Source organism: Martinezella lusitana, assembly GCF_014207095.1.
GTDB classification, from domain to species: Bacteria; Pseudomonadota; Alphaproteobacteria; order Rhizobiales; family Rhizobiaceae; genus Rhizobium; species Rhizobium lusitanum_B.
On record NZ_JACHBG010000002.1, the window covers coordinates 577,796 to 597,439 of the forward strand.

17 protein-coding genes are annotated in these 19,644 nt (G+C 59.4%); 2 read left to right on the forward strand and 15 right to left on the reverse strand.

Annotated elements, in window-relative coordinates:
• Positions 1-150: 150 nt before the first annotated feature.
• The 7 genes from GGD46_RS07345 to GGD46_RS07375 all read right to left on the reverse strand — a co-directional run bounded on the left by GGD46_RS07345 (position 151) and on the right by GGD46_RS07375 (position 8,058).
• A complete protein-coding gene (locus tag GGD46_RS07345) occupies positions 151-1,263 on the reverse strand; it encodes a glycosyltransferase family 4 protein (RefSeq protein WP_184703065.1) in 1,113 nt (370 codons plus the stop codon).
• 242 nt (positions 1,264-1,505) lie between these two features.
• Entirely contained in the window at positions 1,506-2,420 is a 915-nt protein-coding gene (locus tag GGD46_RS07350; RefSeq protein WP_184703066.1) for a sugar kinase, read from the reverse strand.
• 192 nt (positions 2,421-2,612) lie between these two features.
• Complete coding sequence (locus GGD46_RS07355) at positions 2,613-3,599, reverse strand: ABC transporter ATP-binding protein (RefSeq protein ID WP_184703067.1); 987 nt, start codon at positions 3,597-3,599, stop codon at positions 2,613-2,615.
• Entirely contained in the window at positions 3,592-4,587 is a 996-nt protein-coding gene (locus GGD46_RS07360) for an ABC transporter ATP-binding protein (protein WP_184703068.1), read from the reverse strand. Before GGD46_RS07360 ends, GGD46_RS07355 begins: the two co-directional genes overlap by 8 nt.
• Before the next feature lies 1 nt (position 4,588).
• The gene (locus tag GGD46_RS07365) at positions 4,589-5,506 is read right to left on the reverse strand and encodes an ABC transporter permease (protein ID WP_184703069.1); all 918 of its coding nucleotides are present in this window, start codon (positions 5,504-5,506) and stop codon (positions 4,589-4,591) included.
• On the reverse strand, positions 5,503-6,426 hold the full coding sequence (locus GGD46_RS07370) for an ABC transporter permease subunit (protein ID WP_184703070.1): 924 nt from the start codon (positions 6,424-6,426) through the stop codon (positions 5,503-5,505). Before GGD46_RS07370 ends, GGD46_RS07365 begins: the two co-directional genes overlap by 4 nt.
• 51 nt (positions 6,427-6,477) lie before the next feature.
• Positions 6,478-8,058, reverse strand: coding sequence for a peptide ABC transporter substrate-binding protein (locus GGD46_RS07375; protein ID WP_184703071.1), 1,581 nt, complete (start codon positions 8,056-8,058; stop codon positions 6,478-6,480).
• A gap of 295 nt (positions 8,059-8,353) precedes the next feature.
• On the opposite strand from GGD46_RS07375, the gene GGD46_RS07380 reads away from it, so the two are divergent.
• The gene (locus tag GGD46_RS07380; protein WP_184703072.1) at positions 8,354-10,000 is read left to right on the forward strand and encodes an alpha-glucosidase family protein; all 1,647 of its coding nucleotides are present in this window, start codon (positions 8,354-8,356) and stop codon (positions 9,998-10,000) included.
• 15 nt (positions 10,001-10,015) lie between these two features.
• Here GGD46_RS07380 and GGD46_RS07385 read toward each other — a convergent pair whose 3' ends face one another.
• The 8 genes from GGD46_RS07385 to GGD46_RS07420 all read right to left on the reverse strand — a co-directional run bounded on the left by GGD46_RS07385 (position 10,016) and on the right by GGD46_RS07420 (position 18,745).
• Positions 10,016-10,831, reverse strand: coding sequence for a DUF2066 domain-containing protein (locus GGD46_RS07385; RefSeq protein WP_184703073.1), 816 nt, complete (start codon positions 10,829-10,831; stop codon positions 10,016-10,018).
• A gap of 90 nt (positions 10,832-10,921) precedes the next feature.
• Positions 10,922-12,619 (reverse strand): adenine deaminase, encoded by a 1,698-nt coding sequence (gene ade / locus GGD46_RS07390; protein WP_184703074.1) that lies wholly within the window; start codon positions 12,617-12,619, stop codon positions 10,922-10,924.
• Positions 12,620-12,711: 92 nt separating this feature from the next.
• On the reverse strand, positions 12,712-14,040 hold the full coding sequence (locus tag GGD46_RS07395; RefSeq protein ID WP_184703075.1) for an aspartate aminotransferase family protein: 1,329 nt from the start codon (positions 14,038-14,040) through the stop codon (positions 12,712-12,714).
• A gap of 460 nt (positions 14,041-14,500) precedes the next feature.
• A complete protein-coding gene (locus tag GGD46_RS07400; RefSeq protein WP_004116664.1) occupies positions 14,501-14,818 on the reverse strand; it encodes an ArsR/SmtB family transcription factor in 318 nt (105 codons plus the stop codon).
• Positions 14,819-15,187: 369 nt separating this feature from the next.
• Positions 15,188-15,679: a HugZ family protein gene (locus GGD46_RS07405; protein WP_184703076.1), complete on the reverse strand. Its 492-nt coding sequence runs from the start codon at positions 15,677-15,679 to the stop codon at positions 15,188-15,190.
• Between the two features lie 36 nt (positions 15,680-15,715).
• The gene (gene choV, locus GGD46_RS07410) at positions 15,716-16,765 is read right to left on the reverse strand and encodes a choline ABC transporter ATP-binding protein (RefSeq protein WP_184703077.1); all 1,050 of its coding nucleotides are present in this window, start codon (positions 16,763-16,765) and stop codon (positions 15,716-15,718) included.
• Complete coding sequence (gene choW / locus GGD46_RS07415; RefSeq protein WP_184703078.1) at positions 16,762-17,607, reverse strand: choline ABC transporter permease subunit; 846 nt, start codon at positions 17,605-17,607, stop codon at positions 16,762-16,764. The genes choV and choW overlap by 4 nt, the downstream gene beginning before the upstream one ends.
• A gap of 181 nt (positions 17,608-17,788) precedes the next feature.
• Positions 17,789-18,745, reverse strand: coding sequence for a choline ABC transporter substrate-binding protein (locus tag GGD46_RS07420; protein ID WP_184703079.1), 957 nt, complete (start codon positions 18,743-18,745; stop codon positions 17,789-17,791).
• Between the two features lie 234 nt (positions 18,746-18,979).
• Here GGD46_RS07420 and GGD46_RS07425 point away from each other — a divergent pair, with 234 nt between their 5' ends.
• Positions 18,980-19,561 carry a thymidine kinase gene (locus tag GGD46_RS07425; protein WP_184703080.1) on the forward strand — a complete coding sequence of 194 codons (582 nt, stop codon included), beginning with the start codon at positions 18,980-18,982 and terminating at the stop codon, positions 19,559-19,561.
• Positions 19,562-19,644: the final 83 nt, after the last annotated feature.

Sequence of the window (19,644 nt, forward strand, 5' to 3'; positions counted from 1 at the left end):
CGTGAAGAGTCGTTTCGAAGTGACCGCCAGCTTGGCGTGGATTACGCCATTGAGACTTCGCGCCAGGGCGGCCTGCTTCGGTCGCGGCACATGCAGGCACCGTTTGATAATTGGAGTCGGGCGTCGAAAATTCAATGTGAGGGAATGGCGCTAAAGGGTGAGCGCCCGGCTCTGCTTGCGGCCACGATGGTTGGCGACGCGGACGTTGCCGATGAATTGCGTGGTGGCCGCTTCCCAAGAATAGTTGAGAGCGACGGTGCGTGCTGCTTCGCGGGAGCAGGCGAGTGCGGCAAGACAGGCTTTCGCCAGATCCCGGTCCACGACGCCGGCTTTGCCGTTCCCAGCTAGAATATCGGCAGGGCCGGTGACGGGATAGGCGGCAACGGGGACGCCGCTCGCCAACGCCTCAAGGATGGCGTTGCCGAACGTATCGGTCTTGGATGGAAAGACGAAGACGTCGGCCTGGGAATAGGCGTGTGCCAGCTCCTCGCCGAATTTTGCGCCCAGAAAATGCACGTCCGGATAGAGCTTCTGCAGCTCGGCCCGCGCCGGACCATCGCCGACGACGACCTTCGATCCCGGGAGATCGAGGTCAAGAAAGGCCGGCAGGTTCTTTTCAAGCGCCACGCGACCGACGGTCATGAAGATCGGACGCGGCAGGCCGAAGGGATTGTTTTCCAATGGATAGGGCCGGAAGAGGTGGGAATCGATCCCACGGCTCCACGAGAGTAGATTGCGAATGCCGCGCTGCTTGAGCTCGTCGGCGAGGCTCGGTGTCGCCACCATGCAGCCATAGCCGGCATTATGAAACCATTTCACGAAGGCATAGAGCCAGCTTTCCGGTATGGGCAGGCGCGCTGCGACATATTCGGGAAAGCGCGTGTGGTAGCTGGTCGAAAAAGGCATGCCGTTGCGGATGCACCAACGGCGCGCGGTAAGCCCAAGAGGGCCTTCCGTGGCGATATGGATATAAGTCGGATTCGCTGCCTCGATCTTCGATGCCACCTTGCCGTATGAGGCGATCGAAAGCCGAATCTCCGGATAGGTCGGGCAGGGAATATTGCGGAAGCCGTCCGGCGTGATCATGGACACTTCAACGCCGCGGCGGATCAGCTCGCGATTGGTGTTTTCGATCGAGCGAACGACACCGTTGACCTGCGGATGCCACGCGTCGCTGACGATGAGCAGCCGTTCCGGTATCGCGACAGGTGTCGCGGCCTGAGCCCAGATATTGTCTTCGATGTCCGACAAGCGTTGCAACATGCCCAAAACAGCCCATCCGCACCGTATCCTCATGATGACGGTGCTAGAGCATGATGTCGTCCGAAACGTGTGAGGACATTTCGGACGACATCATGCTCTATTTGTTTGATTCCAGAGCGGATTCAGATTTTAGGTCGAGCAGACCTAAATAATCCGGCTCTGGTGATTGCGGTGCTTCAAACATGATTCCCGCGCCCGCCCTATTGTGGGCGGCGTCCATGATGGAAATATTACAGTGCCGATCAGGCGATCTTCAGCTTCTTTGGCGAGACCAGGGCGCCATATTCCTGAATGACTTTCGCCGCGATTTCGGCCGCAAAGGCTGCTGCGGCGATGGGGTCGCCATGTTGCAGATAATGGGCGAGAAATCCGCCGTTGAAGCTGTCGCCGGCGCTGGTGGTGTCGATGACCTTGCCGACCTTGACGGCCGGAACCAGCGTTTCTTCCGCGTCGGAGCCGATCGTCGCACCTTCCGGCCCATTCTTGACCACGACCATATTGGCCCCGTACTGGTGGTAGCGGCGAATGGTGCTGGAGATGGAATCATCACCGAAATGGGCGGCTTCGTCGTCGAAGCTTGGCATGACAAGGGTCGAAGCGCGAGCACCATCGGCGATCAGCGTATGCATGGCATCGAGGCTCGACCAGAGGCGCGGGCGCAGATTGGGGTCGAAGGCAACGACCTTGCCGATCGCCTTGGCGCGGCGAAGCTCGGCAAGCAGCGTATAGGCGTCTTCACGTGGCAGGATCGCCAGAGTGATGCCCGAGAAATAAAGCACGTCCGAGGCTTCGATCGCTGCGCGCAACGCGTCGCCATCGGCTGCGAGCTGGCGGGCTGCGGAACTGTCGCGCCAGTAACTGAAGGAGCGTTCTCCGTCCTTCAGGTTGATCATGTAGAGGCCGGGCGTCTTGCCACGAAGCCTGCGGATATTGGCGGTGCCGATGCCTGCCGAGCCCATGAAGGCGGCCATCTCGTCGGACATGGCGTCGTCGCCAAGAGCGGTGAAATAGTCGATCGACCAGTCCGCAGGCAAGCAGGCGCGGGCGTACCAGGCGGTATTGAAGGTGTCGCCGGCAAAACCTTTGCGCAAGTGGCCGTCATCAGCCTGCGACAGCTCCACCATGCATTCGCCGATCGATAGAAAACGTCCGCCCAAGTCTTCCTCCTGCACTTTACCTTGCTGCTGCATACGCGCAAGCGGCCGCTCGGGCAAGGTGGGCGACGACTGTCGTTGCCCACCTCATGAAGTTCCGGAGCGGTTCATTGTCTCACGGATTCCCCGAGCCGCTCCGTCTCGTTGTTTTCAGCAATTCCGGGAAAGCGATCGCGCGGTTTTCCCGGAATTGGTCTACGGCCTGTCCATATGATAGCAGGCCGCCGTCTGACCTGCGCGCACCTGTTGCGTCGGCGGCATCTTCGTGCGGCAGATATCCGTGGCCTTCCAACAGCGCGGCGAGAAGACGCAACCCGATGGCGGGTTGAGCGGCGACGGCGGATCTCCCTGCAGCCGGATGCGCTCCCGGGCGCGTGCCAATCTCGGATCCGGAATCGGCGCGGCGGAGAACAACGCCTGGGTATAGGGATGGGCCGGATGATCGAAGACGGTGGCTGCATCACCGGCCTCCACCACCTTGCCGAGATAGAGCACCAGCACGTCGTCCGAGATCAGGCGCACCACCGAGAGGTCGTGGCTGATGAAGATCAGCGTCAGGCCGAACTCCTTGCGCAGGCGGCGCAGAAGCGTGATGACCTGACCCTGGATCGAGACGTCGAGGGCCGAGACCGGCTCGTCGCAGATAATGAGCTTTGGCCGGGTGATGACGGCTCGCGCAATGCCGATGCGCTGCGCCTGGCCGCCCGAGAATTCGTGCGGATAGCGGTTGATCATCTCTGGTACGAGGCCGACGGCCGCCATGATCTCACGGACGCGATCCTGCCGCTGAGCTTTCGTCAGCTTCGGCTCGAACACTGTCAGCGGCTCGGCGATGATATCGCCCACGGTCATGCGCGGATCGAGCGAGGCGATGGGATCCTGAAAGATGATCTGCATGTCGCGGCGCGCGGCGCGCATCTCTTCTTCGGTGAGATCGAGCAGGTTGCTACCCTGCCACATGATGCGGCCCTTCTGTGCCTTGATCAGCCGCAGAATGGAGCGGCCGAGCGTCGACTTGCCGCAACCGGACTCGCCGACGATGCCGAGCGTGCGGCCGGTCTTCAACTCGAAACTGACATCGTTGACCGCAGTCAGAACCAATGATGGCCTGAAGAAGGATTTCGACGGCAACTCGAATTCGGTGGTCAGGTGTTCGACCTTCAGAAGCGTTTGTTCAGCCATGGACGAGGCTCCGTTGCTGATTAGCCGTAAGGGGATGGAAGCAGGCGGCGCAACGCTGAGCTCCGAGCCGGTCGAGCGGCGGTGCTGCGTCGATGCAGTCGTCTTCCACATGGGCGCAGCGCGGCGAGAAGGCACAGCCGCGCGGCAGATGCATCAGGTTCGGCGGTCGTCCGGGGATGACGGCGAGATCGTCGACATCCTGGTCGGGGCGGGGGATCGAGGCATGAAGCGCCGCCGTGTAGGGGTGCGCCGGATCCTCGAACAGTTCCTCGACCGGGGCTTCTTCGACGATGCGGCCGGCATACATGACGGCAACGCGGTCGGCGAGGCCGGCGACGACACCGAGGTCATGGGTAATCATGACAAGTGCCGTATGCATTTCCGCCGTCAACTCGTTGAAAAGATCCAGAATTTGCGCCTGGATCGTCACGTCGAGCGCCGTCGTCGGTTCGTCGGCGATGAGGAGCTTTGGCTTGGTTAGCAGCGCCATGGCGATGACGATGCGCTGGCGCATGCCGCCCGAAAGCTCGTGCGGATAGAGGTTGAAGCGGCGCGTCGGGTCAGGAATGCCGACGCGCTTCAGCATGTCCAGCGCCGCAGCAGATGCTGCGCGCGCCGTCAAGCCGCCATGAACCTCAAGCTGTTCCGTTAACTGCCGCGAGATGCGCAGGGACGGATTGAGTGCGGTCATGGGATCCTGGAAGACCATGGCCATGTCCTTGCCGCGCACATGGTCGAGTTCGCGCGGTTTCAGCGTCAGCAGGTCCTTGCCGTCAAGCAGTGCCTGGCCGCTGGTGCGGCCGTTCTTGGCGAGCAGGCCCATCAGGCCGAGAAAGGTCTGGCTCTTGCCGGAACCGGATTCGCCGACGATGGCGATGCGCTCGCCGCGGCCGACCTTCAGGTTTATCTTCGAGACGGCGGCGACTTCTCCTTCCGGCGTGCGGAAGGTGATGGAGTAGTCTTTGAGTTCGAGAAGGGTGTCTGTCATGTCAGCGATCCTTCGGGTCGAAAGCGTCGCGCAGGCCGTCGCCGATGAAGAGCAGGCTCATCAGGAGCGCGACCAGGAATCCGGCAGGGAAGAGCAGCAGCCAGGGCGTCGTCTCCATGCCGGCAGAACCGTCGGCAATCAGCGTGCCGAGCGATGTCAGCGGCTCCTGAACGCCGAAGCCCAGATAGGAGAGGAAGCTTTCCGTCGCGATGATTTCCGGGACGGTCAGTGTCGCATAGATGACGACCGGACCGACGAGGTTCGGCACGATGTGCTTGAGGATGATCTTGAACGATCTTTGTCCGGAGGCCCGTGCCGCTTCGATGAATTCCCGCTGCTTGATCGATAGCGTCTGACCGCGGACGATACGCGCCATGGTCAGCCATTCGAGCGCGCCGATCGCTGCGAAGAGCAGATAGACGTTACGGCCGAAGATCACCATCAGCAGGATGACGAAGAGGACGTAGGGTAGGGCGTACATGATGTCGACGAAACGCATCATGATGGCATCGATGCGACCGCCGAAATAGCCTGCGACAGCGCCATACAGCACGCCGATGACCACCGAGACGAGCGTTGCCACGAGCGCGACGGTGAGCGAGACACGCGTGCCGTAGAGCGTGCGTGACAGCAGGTCGCGGCCGTTGCCGTCGGTGCCGAAGTAGTGACCGGCGGCGAAATCCGGAGCGCCTCGGAACGAATTCCAGTCTGGATCCTCATAGTTGTAGGGCAGGAAATATGGGCCGAATATGGCGATCAGCACCAGGACTGCCAGCACGACGAGCGAAAGCGCCGCCGCCTTGTTGCGCAGGAGGCGACGCATTGCATCGCCGGTGAGGGAGCGCCCTTTGGGTGCGAGCCCCTCCGCTGAAAGCAATTCCGCTTCCAGCAATTCTCTCTTGGCGGAATTGAGGATCATCGCATTCTCACTTTCGGGTCGAGCCAGGCATAGGCGATGTCGACCAGTAGGTTGAGGACCACGATCAGCACCATGTAGAAGATGACCGTGCCGAGAACCATGCCGTAGTCGCGGTTCAGCGCCGCTCCGACGAAGTAGCGGCCGACGCCGGGAAGACCGAAGATGCTTTCGACCACCAGCGAGCCGGTGAGCAGATAGCTTGCCGCCGGTCCGAGATAGGAGACGACGGGCATCATAGCTGGCTTCAAGGCGTGACGCATGACCGTCAGTCGTGGGCCGATACCCTTCGCCTTTGCGGTGCGGATGAAGTTCTGCCCCATCACTTCGATCATCGAGCCGCGCATCAGACGCGAGATGCGTGCCGCATGCGGCAGCGTCAGAACGATGATGGGCAGGATCAGGAACTTGATCGAACCATCGCCCCAGCCACCGACCGGCAGCCAGCCGAGCGAATTGCCGAAGACGAGCTGAAGGATCGGGGCGATCAGGAAGCTCGGCATGACAAGACCGATGAGGAGGCCGCCGCCCAGCCAATAGTCGGCCGCGCGATTCTGATAAAGCGCCCCGAGACAGCCTATGAATACGCCGACGACGGTTGCGAGCACGAAGGCAGAGCCGCCGATGGTCAGTGTATAGGGGAAGCCGGACATGATCTGTTGGGTGACGGTGAAATCCTGATTGGCGAACGAGGGGCCAAGGTCGCCCTTCATGACATCGCCGACATAGATCAGGTATTGCTCAACCAGGGGCTTATCGAGGTTGTAGTGAGCAGCGAGGTTGGCTTTGACTTCCGGCGGCAATGGCCTTTCGCCATCGAAGGGGCCGCCGGGAGCGAGACGCAAAATGAAAAAGCATACTGTCACGGCAATCCACATTACGGGGATTGTCGACAGCAGACGACGGAGAGCATAGCCAAACATGATCTTAGACGCCTCCCTCCCGGTTTTGTCCGGGAGGGAGGCTGTTCCCAATTATTCTTTGATCGACAGCCAGCGCGTACGGTGGATGTCCTGAATATTATCGACGAAGCCCTGGACCTTCGAGGCGACGATGTTCTTGGAAACGTAATAGTAGATCGGGATAGCGGCGCTGTCGTCGAGGGCGAGCTGTTCGGCCTTCTTGTAGATCTCGGCGCGCTTCTTGAGATCGGTTTCTTCGTTGCCCTGATTGATCAAGGCATCGTAATCCTTGTTGCTCCAGCGGCCGTAGTTCATATCGACGCCAGTAGACAGCAGGCTGAGGAAGTTGATCGGGTCGTTGTAGTCGGCAATCCAGCCGGCGCGGCCGATTTCCACTTCACCGCGCTTCAATCCATCGTAATGCACCTTGGTTTCGGTGTTGTAGAGCTCAACATCGACGCCGAGCGGCTTCCACATCGCAGCAATCGCGACGGCGACGCGTTTGTGGTTGTCGTTGGTGTTGTAGCGGAGCTGCGCCTTCAGCGGGTGATCAGGGCCGAAACCAGCGTCCTTCAGCAGTTTCTTCGCGTCTTCGACCTTCTGCTTATAGGGCTCGTCCTTCCAGCTCAGATAAGCCGGTTCGCCGTAGTTGGCCGTGCCCGGCGGTACCCACGAATACATCGGCAATTCGCCGGTGCCGAGGATCTTCGGGCCGATGACCTCGCGGTTGACGGCCATGGAGAGAGCCTGGCGGACGCGTTTATCGTTGAAAGGCGGCTTGCTGGCGTTCATGACGTAATAATAGGTCGCAAGGAACGGAACCACGTGCGCCTGACCGGGAAGGTTCTTCTGGATCCAGTCGAATTGGTCCGCGGGGAAATCCGTCAGAATATCGAATTCGCCTGCGCGATAGCGCTTGAGGGCAGCGGACTGATCTTCCAGCGTGTAGAAATTGACCTTGTCGATCTTTACGTCCTTGGCGTCGTGGAACTGATCGTTCTTGACAGTGGTGACGTGTGAACCGGGCACCCATTCGACGGGCTTATATGGACCGTTGGTAACGATGTTACCTATTTTGACCCACTGGTCGCCTTTGGCATCGACGACATGCTTCGGCAGCGGATAGGCCGTGTAGTGCATCAAGGCGTTGAGGAAATAAGGCGTAGGGCTCTCAAGCGTGATTTCCAGTGTCTTGTCGTCGATCGCTTTGACGCCGAGCTCGTTCAGATCCTTGATTTCGCCCTTGTTGATCTTTTCCGCGTTCCTGATCGTGTATTGCAGATAGGCGTATTGAGCAGCGGTCTTCGGATCCATCAGGCGCTGGAAGGCAAAGACGAAGTCCTGCGCCGTCACCGGCTGGCCGTCGGACCATTTGATGCCGTCGCGCAGCTTAAACGTATAGACTTTCTGGTCTGGAGAAACGGTCCAGCTTGCAGCCTGGCCTGGAACGGGATTGTCCTTGGGATCCTCGGTCACCAGCCCTTCGAAAATATCGCCAGCGATACGATTTTCCCAGTCGCCGGAAAGTTTTTGCGGATCGAGCGAAGTCGTGTCGCCGCCGTTGTGGATATTGAGGGTCGCGGCATGTGCGGAGAAGCTCAACATCGTGCTGACGAAAGCTGTCGCTAGAAATTTCCTGGCGAAATGAGTCATACGTTTTTCCCACCTTTTTGGAGTTATTATCCCTGATTTTTCAGGGGTATTTTTGATCCCACAGGTGACCTGTACGTGCAGGTCAGTGGCGAAGTTATCCGAAGCCGCGTCGCTTTCAAGCCCAAAAGAGACGGAGTTGATGTCCGTGCGAACTTCCGTGTTGATAAATCTCTAAAATTGATAGTCCGAATTTACACGTCCTCCTAGTAGCATTCGCGTGCCCGGCCGATTGCGGCTTGCTGCCTGCGTCCGAGTGTGCAAACTGGAAAGCCTTGTGCGATATCGAGGCGGTTTGATGAAATCGACGAAGCAGGCGGCAGGAGCCGATTGGTGGCGCGGTGCGGTGATCTATCAGGTCTATCCGCGGTCGTTTCAGGATACGGATGCCAACGGGCTTGGCGACATCAAAGGGATTACCCGGCGTCTGCCTCACATTGCCGCACTCGGGGTCGACGCGATCTGGCTGGCGCCATTCTTTACCTCGCCGATGGCCGATATGGGCTATGATGTCGCCGACTATTGCGACGTCGATCCGATTTTCGGCACGCTTGCCGATTTCGATGAGATGATGTCGGCAGCGCACGAACTGGGGCTGAAGGTCATCATCGATCAGGTCATCTCACACACCTCGGACCAGCATCCCTGGTTCGTCGAAAGCCGGACGAGCCGTAACAATCCGAAGGCGGACTGGTATGTCTGGGCCGATCCGAAGCCGGACGGCACGGCGCCGAACAATTGGTTGTCGATCTTCGGCGGTCCCGGTTGGGAGTGGGATGGCGTGCGCCGGCAATATTACCAGCACAATTTCCTGATCTCGCAGCCTGACCTGAATTTCCACAATCAGGAGGTTCAGGATGCCGTGCTGGCTGCGGTGAAGTTCTGGCTCGATCGCGGCGTCGACGGCTTCCGGCTTGATACGGTGAATTATTATTTCTGCGACAAGCAACTGCGGGATAATCCGCCGGCGCTCGTCTCCACCGGTGGCCTCGATGCGCCCGAAAGCAATCCCTATGGAATGCAGAACCATCTCTACGACAAGACGCAGCCCGAGAATATCGCTTTCCTCAAGCGTTTCAGGGTGTTGCTTGATCAATACGAGGATCGCGCGACGGTTGGCGAGGTGGGTGATGGCGCCCGTTCGCTGCAGACGGTAGCAGCCTATACCAGCGGCGGCGACAAGCTGCATATGTGCTATACTTTCGACTTGCTTGGCCCCGATTTTACACCGGCACACTTCCGCCGCTGCGTTGGCGACTTCCAGGACAATGTCGTCGACGGCTGGGTCTGCTGGGCCTTTTCCAACCATGACGTGCAGCGTCATGTCAGCCGTTTTGCCGAGACGGAGGAAGAACGGCCGCGTGTCGCAAAGCTTGCAATTTCGCTGCTATCGACGTTACGCGGTTCGATTTGCCTGTATCAGGGCGAGGAACTTGGACTGCCGGAAGCGGAGCTCGCCTTCGAGGATCTGCGCGACCCCTACGGCATTCGCTTCTGGCCGGCGTTCAAGGGGCGGGATGGATGCCGCACGCCCATGCCTTGGGAGGGGAGCCGCGCTCACGCGGGCTTTACGACCGCCGACAAGTCATGGCTGCCGGTTCCCTACCAGCATGCGGCGCTCGCGGTCGACAAGCAGGAGGCGGACACGGATTCCGTGCTGAACCACTATCGGAAGACGCTCGCCTTCCGCGCCGAGCATGCGGCTTTGCGCGACGGCGACATGGTTTTCCTCGATACCAAGGAAGACGTCCTCGCCTTCACGCGCTCCAAGGGAGACGAGACGTTGCTATTCGTTTTCAATCTCTCCCGCAAACCGGTGAAGGTCGCGTTGCCGGAAGAGATCAAGCTCGGCAGGACAATCGCCATGCCGGGATTTACGACTGCCGACGCAGGAACGACGGTGGCGCTTGCCGCGCTGGACGTCTATTGCGGCCGGGTCGAATGATCGAATGTGCCGAACCTATTTTCTGACGGTGGCCAGGGTACCGATGGGTTCGCCATTTCCCGATAGAATCTGCGCGGCGCCCCTGAGGGCTGCGCGGAATGCATCGTCGAAGCCGACACCCTGAACCTGCCATGTCACGTCATGCGGTGTAACGCCGTTATGCCGATCGTTTAGCGTCCATGTCGCGACCCAGCCTAGAGCGGTCTCGTTCCAATCCAACTCGCCTCTTAGGGGAGTGGCGCCGGTCGTCGAACCTGCGCTGAAATTTCCTTCGGAAGGAAAAACCACGTCAATGCCGCTGAGATCGGACGCTACGGCGAAGGATTGCCGCATGGCCAAATCGCGACTGGCCTCGGCCGTCACCCGATAGCTCGTGTCGCCACGACGGACGTCCAGCACGATTTCAAGTATTGGGCGCTTTGCGAGCCACGGGCGGGTTCCAAGCTTGTCAAGCAGATCGTCGATGCGTTGCTTGCGAAAACGGCATGTCAGGTCGAAGGGCCGATCATGAGTTCCCTGCTCGTCATGGACAGGTCGGCCTGCGAGCCTGTCGTGGTAGGAGAATTCCTCTATGTATTCAGCCGCATGCTCTCGAGCGGCCTGGAGGACAGGGCCGTCGGCCAATCGCGAGTTGCCGGAAACGCGGGGAAGGACCTTATCCAGACAATCGGCAAAGCCCTTGGTCCGATTCTCCGGGCCTTGGCCGGTGACGACGCACACGCTGGTGTAAACATCGCCCGGCGTGAAAGCCTGTACCTCAGAAGCGAGAAGGGGCGCGCTCAACAGCAGCGCAAGCAATCGCCGACTCGTTACATGAGCGAGATTGCGCATCATTCCCTCCTTGCGGCTCCCGAGCCACGAAAGCATACAGGATAGGACGGGCTCGGGGGCGAAACAAGGATGGATAGGCGCCGGCTGCCGTCAGCCGATCAGCATGAACTTGTCGACATCGACAAGGCCTTTGTCCGATATCTTCAGGTGCGGGATGACGGGTAGGGGCAGGAAGGCCAGTTGCAGGAAAGGCTCTTCCAGCGTCGCGCCGAGTGCGTAGGCCGCCTGCCGCAGATGATGCAGTGTGTCGCGCACGCTTTCATAAGGCTCAAGGCTCATCAGGCCGGCGATGGGCAGGGCGATTTCGCCGGTGACCTTGCCGTTTTCGACGACCACGAAGCCGCCGTTGATGTCGCTCAGGCGATTGGCGGCCAGTGCCATATCGTCTTCGTTGACGCCGACGACGCAGATATTGTGGCTGTCATGCCCGACGGTTGAGGCGATCGCACCTTTCTTCAAACCAAAGCCCTGGACGAAGCCATTGGCGTGATTGCCGTTCTTGCCATGTCGCTCGATGACGGCGACCTTGATGACATCGTTGCCGAGATCGATATCGGTCTGATTGCCCTTGGTCGGCAGGCGATAACGGCGGTGTTCGGTGATGATCTTGCCGGGCATGACGCCGATGACGGAACTTTCGCCTTCCGTGGCGGGTACGCCGAATGCCGCGGCGTTGATCGGGCGAGCCTTGACGCTGTCGAGGCCGACCGGAGCGACAGGCTTGCGGGTGGCGAAGAGTTCAGTCGTGACGCGGCGCCCAGCCGAGAAGACCATCTCTGCCTTGCAATTCTCGAGGCTGTCGATGACGACAAGATCGGCGCGCCAGCCGGGAGCCACCAGGCCGCGGTCGCGCAGGCCGAAGGCGCGGGCAGCGGAGATGGAGGCGGCGCGATAGATCGCGAGCGGCTCGACACCGTGCGCGATCGCTGTGCGGATCATGTAGTCGAGATGGCCCTGTTCGGCGATATCGAGCGGATTGCGGTCGTCGGTACAGAGCGCGAGATACGGCGACAGGCGCTCGGTGATGATGGGCATCAGCGCGTGCAGGTCCTTTGAAACAGAGCCTTCGCGTACCAACACATGCATGCCCTTGCGGATCTTCTCCAGTGCCTCTTCTGCCGTTGTCGATTCATGCTCCGTGCGGATACCGGCGGCGAGATAGCCGTTGAGGTCGTTGCCGCGCAGCAAGGGGGCGTGGCCATCGATATGGCCGCCCTGGAAGGCTTCCAACTTCGCCATGCAGACGGGGTCCTTATGGACCACGCCGGGGAAATTCATGAATTCGGCAAGGCCGATGACTTTCGGATGATCGCGGAAGGGCAGCAGCGTTTCGATCGGCAGGTCGGCGCCGGAGGTTTCCAGATGTGTCGCCGGCACGCAGGAGGAGAGCTGGACGCGGATATCCATGATGGTCTCGAGGGAGGAATCCAGAAAGTACTGGATGCCTTCCGTGCCCAGCACATTGGCGATCTCATGCGGATCGCAGATCACGGTCGTGACGCCATACGGCAGGACGCAGCGATCGAATTCATGCGGCGTTACCAGCGAGGATTCGATATGCAGGTGAGTGTCGATGAAGCCGGGCACGACGATGCGGCCGGAGATGTCGATCTCTTCACAACCGTGATAGGTGCCATAGGTGCCGACAATTCGATCGCCGCAGATGGCGATATCCGACACCACCAGCTCGCCCGTCACCAGATCGAAGAAGCGGCCGTTCTTCAAAACGATGTCCGCAGGCTCCCGGCCGACGCCCTGGTCGATATAGCGTTCGAGTTTGGTGGTCATGTTCATCCCTCGCATATGGATCGCCCCTCATGCCGGCTCCTTTGCTGTGCAAAAGAAGGCATGAGGGGCGCAGATGTGTTCGAGCTTATGCCTTAGATATTATTCTGCAAGATCTCGCGAAGCTTGCCGAACAGCTCGTCGATGTGATGCTTCTCGATGATCAGCGGCGGCGAGAGGGCGATGATGTCGCCGGTGGTGCGGATCAGGAGGCCCTTCTCGTAGGCCTTCAGGAAGGCCGTGAAGGCGCGCTTGGTGGGTTCGCCGGCGATCGGGTCGAGCTCGATGGCCCCGATCAGGCCGGTGTTTCGGATGTCGATGACGTTCGGGCAATCCTTGAGGGAGTGCAAAGCGTCGGCCCAGTAATCGGAAAGCTCGGCTGCGCGGGTGAGCAGGCCTTCTTCCTTGTAGGTGTCGAGCGTCGCAAGCGCTGCGGCCGATGCGATCGGGTTGCCGGAATAGGTGTAGCCGTGGAAGAACTCGATCATGTGCTCGGGTCCCTGCATGAAGGCGTCATGGATTTCCGAGGTGACGAAGACCGCACCCATCGGGATGACACCGTTGGTCAGGCCCTTGGCCGTGGTGATCATATCAGGCTTCACATCGTAATATTGGGCGGCAAAGGGGGTGCCGAGGCGGCCGAAGCCAGTGATGACTTCGTCGAAGATCAACAGGATGCCGTGCTTGGTGCAGATTTCGCGCAGCTTCTGCAGATAACCCTTCGGCGGGATGAGAACGCCGGTGGAACCGGCAACCGGCTCGACGATGACCGCAGCGATGGTCGAGGCATCATGCAGCGTGACGATACGCTCCAACTCGCTGGCGATGTCGCCGCCATGCTCGGGCTCGCCGCGGGTAAAGGCATTCTTGCCGGGAAGATGCGTGTGCGGCATGTGATCGACGCCCGTCAGCAGCGTGCCGAACATCTTGCGGTTCGTGACAATGCCGCCGACGGAGATGCCGCCGAAATTGACACCGTGATAGCCGCGTTCGCGGCCGATGAGACGGAAGCGCGAGCCGTTGCCCTTAACACGGTGATAGGCAAGCGCGATCTTAAGGGCCGTCTCGACCGACTCCGAGCCAGAATTCGTATAGAGGACGTGATCGAGCCCTTCAGGGGCGATATCGACCAGCCGGTTGGCCAGCTCGAACGCCTTCGGGTGGCCAAGCTGAAAGGCGGGAGCGTAGTCGAGCTCGCCGGCCTGCTGGGCGATAGCTTCGGTGATCTTCGGTCGGCAGTGTCCTGCGTTCACGCACCACAGTCCCGCAGTTCCATCCAGCACCTGACGACCGTCATGGGTGGTGTAGTACATATCCTTGGCGCCCACGAAGAGCCTGGGCTCCTTCTTGAACTGGCGGTTTGCCGTAAACGGCATCCAAAAGGCGCGCAAATCGTTGGGGGTGGCATTCAAACGGTCCGACATGCTGTTCTCCAATAGCCATTCGGGGGCCATTTCCCGTCCGCGACGCTGCGCCGCGCGATTATATTTACTGCTTGGTCAAATTATCAGCCGGCCTTTTGGCGTCAAGGCAAAGATGGCATTGAAGGGAGGGGCGCTCGAAAGGTGCACCTACATGAAGATGGGAGCGGGGGACTGATCTCGGCGCCGAGCCGGCTGTCGCCTGCGTGTTTCCGCTTTCATTGGATCACGAAAACGTTGGATCTTTGTGCTTCCTCGCGCATTTCGGACGGGGAAGGGCGCCGCATTTTTCCTGGAGCTACACCAGTCGATGCCAAAGCACATATCAAAAGGAAAAGGCCGGCAAATCTGAGATTTGTCGGCCGGAGCAGTCAAATTTGTGGTGATGAAAGCAAGTCGATCTTCAGGGATAAAGTGCACCCGTAGGATCGTTCGCCGGCAAACCTGGAGTCTATTTCAACTCTTAAGCAGCCGATCTACTTTTTTCAGGTTCGCAATAAATATCTTCCAGCGTTTCGAGAACTCGAATGACCGATTCCGAAGTGCTGGAGTAGTAAATCGTCTGAGCATCGCGACGCGTCTTCACCAGCTTCTGAGCGCGCAGCTTAGAAAGGTGCTGAGAAAGCGCAGACTGGCTCAAGCCTACCTGATTGGCCAAAACGCCAACAGGAACTTCGCCTTTAACGAGGCTGCAAAGGATCAAAAGGCGCTTTGGATTCGCCATTGCCGATAATAATGCTGCCGCAACATTGGAATGCTCGGCCAAATTTCTTGTCTTCATGTTTTGATCTTCCCAATGCGGAGCGCACATCAGAAATTGTGCTATTTCCAAGCCGGTATGAAACCGATATCGAACAATACCAATACCGGACGAAGATTGTATATACCTAAATTTAAGGTATCGGGTATGCTATTTTAGACATGTATGTATGAGCGCTGAGCAGCGGCGCCAAGAGCGCCGAAGAACCTTTTTAGGACACTAATTTACCCAAAATAGGTCGTTTATAATCATTTCCGGACCATAAATATGCCGATTTTTAGGGCTGCCGGGTGAAAACATACCAATAATGGTCGCTGCCACCTCTGGCTGTCCGGTTACTAATTCTCGCACTATTGTATGGTCTTACTGCTGCGGGAAATTGTTTTCAGCTTAAAGAATCATGAGGTCCTGCGAGGACAGAATGTAGGCTCGGCCGAAGCCGCCGTTGAGGCTGGCATCGAGGGGAACAAGCCGAAAGAAGCTGAAGTCCGGAAAGTCGATATAGAGTTTGGATTTCGGGTGACGTTCGAGGAACGGTCCGCGAATGTGTTGATGTGCATCGCCTTGCCGATCAACGCGTTCTGCGCTGCATCGAACGGTCAGGCGAGGATGGGCGAGGGGGTCACCCTTGCCCGGTTCGCCGAACAGCATCGAGGCGCGCGGATCCTTCATCAACGCTTTGGTATGTGCTGAGAGGCCGGAGACGAGAATGACCGGAGCGCCGTCCGAATCCATGGCAGTCAGAACGCGGCTGACGTAAGGGAAACCGGTATCCGGGTCGATGACCGCCAAGGCTGCGTGTGCAGCCATGTGCATGAGATCGCGCGCCAGCTTGCGCGCGTCCTCATCCGTTTCCCGGATTACCGATGGTTTATCGCTCATTAACTGCTCCATGAATTGAGGAGCAGTCGCGAACGACTACTCCCTGCGCCGGTGGCTGGTGAGGCCAGTCACGACATCTTGCGCCGAGATCGTTCCGATAATCGTACCGTTGTCAACCACGCCGATGTTTCCCGGCTGGCGTGTGAGCGCATCGAGGATATCGACAAGCGGCGTTGCGGCCGTTGCCGTAGCGGTTACGGAGCCGGCATTAGCCGAATGTCCAATCCCTTGCTGCATCACGTCCTGTGCGGTCAGCATGCTGATGGGGTTCATGTGTTGCACGAAATCGGCCACGTATTGATCGGCCGGGTTTTTGACGATCTCCTGCGGCGTGCCGCACTGGATGATGTGGCCGCTTTCCATGATGGCGATGCGGTTGCCGATGCGGAAGGCCTCGTCCAGGTCGTGACTGACGAACAGGATTGTGCGCTTCAGCCGGCGCTGGAATTCCAGCAGTTCGTCCTGGAGACGCGTGCGGATCAGCGGGTCGAGCGCGGAGAACGGCTCGTCCATGAGCAGGATCGGCGCGCCGGTCGCAAAGGCGCGCGCCAGGCCGACACGCTGTTGCATGCCGCCAGAAAGCTCGTTGACCTTGCGATTGGCCCATTGCGTGAGATTGACGAGTTGCAGCTGTTCATCGACCCGCTTCTTGCGTTCGGCTTCCGGAACGCCGGCAAGTTCCAGGCCGAAGCCCACATTGTCGGCCACGGTGCGCCACGGCAGCAGCGCAAACTGCTGGAACACCATGGACACCGTGTGCATGCGCAGATCGCGCAGCGTCTTCGGATTGCAGGAATAAGGATTGACCGGGCCGTTCTTGGTATTGACGACGACGTCGCCGCGCACGACAGGCGCAAGGCCGTTGACGGCGCGCAGCAGCGTCGATTTGCCGGAGCCGGAGAGGCCCATCAGCACGAGGATTTCACCTTCCTCGATCTCCAGCGAAGCGTTGGCGACGCCAAGCACCATGCCTGTGGATTTGCCGATGTCGTCGCGCGACTTGCCTTCGTCGACGAGTTTCAGTGCGGCGTTAGGACGATCGCCAAAGATGATGCTGACATTATTGAAGCCGACAGCGACGGTCATGAGCGATCTCCTTCGCCGGGGGCACGGAACATACGGTCGAGAACGATCGCCAGAATCACGATACAGGAGCCGGAATCGAAGCTTTTGCCGACATTAACGCTTTGCAGCCCGCGCAAAACAGGCACCCCTAGACCTGGCGCACCCACGAGCGCTGCAATGGACACCATCGAGAGTGACAGCATGATAGTTTGGGTCAGGCCGGCCATGATCTGCGGTGCCGCGAAGGGTAGTTCGATCTTACGCAATACCTGCCGCTGCGTTGCACCGAAAGCTTCGGCTGCCTCGACGAGGGAGGGGGGTGTCGAGATGATGCCGAGACGGGTCATTCGGATTGCAGCTGGAATGGCAAAGACGACTGTCGCGACGAGACCAGGCACCATGCCAAGACCAAGCAAGATCATCGCTGGCACGAGATAGACGAAGGTCGGGATCGTTTGCATCAGGTCGAGGATCGGCCGCATGATAGCATACAGCCAAGGTCGCCGTGCAGCTGCGATGCCGAGGGGTACGCCGACGAGCATACAGACGAAAGTCGAGGCCAGAACCAGCGCAAGCGTCTCGGTCGTCTCTTTCCAGTAGCCCTGGTTGATGGTGACGAGAAAGCCGACGAGGGTAAGTGCGGCGATTGAAACGCTTCGACGCATCCAATAGGCGATAGCGGCGAAGACGGCGACGACGATCAACGGATGCGGTGCCTGCAAGAGGAACAACAGCCCATTGATCCCATGGGAGACAACGAATGCGAGGCCGTCGAAGAACCATATGAAGTTCGTCGTCAGCCAATCTACAGCTGCTTTGGCCCAAGGCCCGATAGGGAGGCGGTAGTCGGTTAACCAGTTCACGTCTTTGCCCACGATTGGGGGCGGCTGTTCCGATGTTATCTTATGGTCCGGAAGTTGCCGCCGAAGAATAACGGTCTGTCACGCCACATGGAGCATTGCCCTTGGGATGGCGGGACGCGAAGGAAACAATCCGTTTGCGGAAGAGAAAGGGGCGGTTTTGCCGCCCCTCGATCTGCCGGTTTTACAGGCCAAGCTTGGACTTGACCGCCGCCAGGCTGTCGCCGCCATCCTTGGTGGTGACGCCGGCGAGCCAGGGCGTAACCGCCGCCGAATTGGCCTTCAGCCATTCCTTGGCGGCCACTTCCGGATCCTTGCCGTCATTCAGGATCTTGCCCATGATTTCGTTTTCCATCGGCAGCGAGAAGACGAGATTCTTGACGAAGGCGCCGACATTCGGGCACTGCTGCAGGTAGCCGGCCCGCACGTTGGTATAGACCGTCGCGCCGCCGTAGTTCGGACCGAATACGTCATCGCCGCCGGACAGGTAGGTCATCTTGTAGGTCGTGTTCATCGGGTGCGGAGCCCAGCCGAGGAAGATGATCGGCTTGCCTTCCTTGTCGGCGCGGGAAACCTGCGCCAGCATGCCCTGTTCGGAGGATTCGACGACTTCGAAGCCCTTGAGGCCGAAGGTGTTCTTGTCGACCATGTCGATGATCAGACGGTTACCGTCGTTGCCCGGCTCGATGCCGTAGATCTTGCCGTCGAGGTCGTCCTTATGGGCAGCGATATCCTTGAAGTCCTTGATGCCGAGCGCGGCGCCCTTTTGGTTGGTTGCCAGCGTGTATTTCGCGCCCTCGAGGTTGGGGCGAACGGTTTCGACCGACTTGTCTTCGGCGAATGGCTTGATGTTCTCGGCCATGGACGGCATCCAGTTGCCGAGGAAGACGTCGATGTCCTTATTTTTGAGGGACTGATAGGTCACCGGCACGGCAAGCACCTTGACGTCGGTGTCGTAGCCCAGCGCCTTCAGGAGGACGGAGGCCGTCGCCGTGGTGGAGGTGATATCGGTCCAGCCGACATCGGCGAAATGCACGGTGCCACAGCTTGCCTGCTCGGCTGCGGAAGCAGCAGTGGAGGTCAGTGTCAGGGCCGAAAGAGCTGAAGCGAAAGCGACTGCGGTAAGGGTCATTTTTATCATTGCGTGACTCCCAGTGTAACGTTCCCAAGCAACCATCAATAACTGACATTTTCAAGCGACCACAGTGTATTTGCGCCGGTTTGAGGGGGCTGATTGCGACGCCGGCATTTTTCTGTGCGAGCACTGCCAGGGCTTTGGGCGCGACGGCGAACGGCTTCCGAATCCTGTGGTTTTCTTTAAGCATATCTTTTCTTATCGGCTCGCAGAACCCATGAAGCATTCAAGGAGAATGTCATGGCCAAGCTCTATTTCCACTACTCGACGATGAATGCCGGCAAGTCGACGATGTTGCTGCAGGCGGCCTATAACTATCAGGAGCGCGGCATGCGCACGGCCGCCTTCATCGCCGCCCTCGACGATCGGGCCGGCCGCGGCAAGATTGCCTCGCGCATCGGCCTGACGATGGACGCCATACCCTTCGACACCCGCGACAATCTGTATTCCATGGTCGAGGAGTTGCATGCGAGCGAGCCGCTGAATTGCGTCTTCGTCGACGAGGCGCAATTCCTCTCGCGGGAGCAGGTGTGGCAACTTGCTCATATCGTCGACCGGCTTGGCCTCCCGGTCATGGCTTACGGGCTGCGAACGGACTTTCATGGAAGGCTGTTTCCGGGCTCGCAGGAACTGCTGACGATTGCCGACGAGCTGCGGGAAGTGCGCACGATCTGCCATTGCGGCCGGAAGGCGACCATGGTCGTGCGGTTGGATGCAGCAGGTGAGGTCGTGCGCGAGGGCGCGCAGATCGAGATCGGCGGCAGCGACAAATATGTCTCGCTCTGCCGCCGCCATTGGGAAGAAGCGATATCGGGCGAGTGAGGCTCGATGTCTTCTACGACGCGCGATGCAACTGCGGTCTCTTCGCGCCACTGTCGGGATCAAGCAAACAGCATGAGGAACTG

Bases quoted from the DNA above. Each gene is read 5' to 3' on its own strand.
- GGD46_RS07345 (WP_184703065.1), bottom strand. From the start codon at position 1,263: ATGTTGCAACGCTTGTCGGACATCGAAGACAATATCTGGGCTCAGGCC.
- GGD46_RS07355 (WP_184703067.1), bottom strand. From the start codon at position 3,599: ATGGCTGAACAAACGCTTCTGAAGGTCGAACACCTGACCACCGAATTC.
- GGD46_RS07360 (WP_184703068.1), bottom strand. From the start codon at position 4,587: ATGACAGACACCCTTCTCGAACTCAAAGACTACTCCATCACCTTCCGC.
- GGD46_RS07365 (WP_184703069.1), bottom strand. From the start codon at position 5,506: ATGATCCTCAATTCCGCCAAGAGAGAATTGCTGGAAGCGGAATTGCTT.
- GGD46_RS07370 (WP_184703070.1), bottom strand. From the start codon at position 6,426: ATGTTTGGCTATGCTCTCCGTCGTCTGCTGTCGACAATCCCCGTAATG.
- GGD46_RS07375 (WP_184703071.1), bottom strand. From the start codon at position 8,058: ATGACTCATTTCGCCAGGAAATTTCTAGCGACAGCTTTCGTCAGCACG.
- GGD46_RS07380 (WP_184703072.1), top strand. From the start codon at position 8,354: ATGAAATCGACGAAGCAGGCGGCAGGAGCCGATTGGTGGCGCGGTGCG.
- GGD46_RS07385 (WP_184703073.1), bottom strand. From the start codon at position 10,831: ATGCGCAATCTCGCTCATGTAACGAGTCGGCGATTGCTTGCGCTGCTG.
- ade (WP_184703074.1), bottom strand. From the start codon at position 12,619: ATGACCACCAAACTCGAACGCTATATCGACCAGGGCGTCGGCCGGGAG.
- GGD46_RS07395 (WP_184703075.1), bottom strand. From the start codon at position 14,040: ATGTCGGACCGTTTGAATGCCACCCCCAACGATTTGCGCGCCTTTTGG.
- GGD46_RS07400 (WP_004116664.1), bottom strand. From the start codon at position 14,818: ATGAAGACAAGAAATTTGGCCGAGCATTCCAATGTTGCGGCAGCATTA.
- GGD46_RS07405 (WP_184703076.1), bottom strand. From the start codon at position 15,679: ATGAGCGATAAACCATCGGTAATCCGGGAAACGGATGAGGACGCGCGC.
- choV (WP_184703077.1), bottom strand. From the start codon at position 16,765: ATGACCGTCGCTGTCGGCTTCAATAATGTCAGCATCATCTTTGGCGAT.
- GGD46_RS07420 (WP_184703079.1), bottom strand. From the start codon at position 18,745: ATGATAAAAATGACCCTTACCGCAGTCGCTTTCGCTTCAGCTCTTTCG.
- GGD46_RS07425 (WP_184703080.1), top strand. From the start codon at position 18,980: ATGGCCAAGCTCTATTTCCACTACTCGACGATGAATGCCGGCAAGTCG.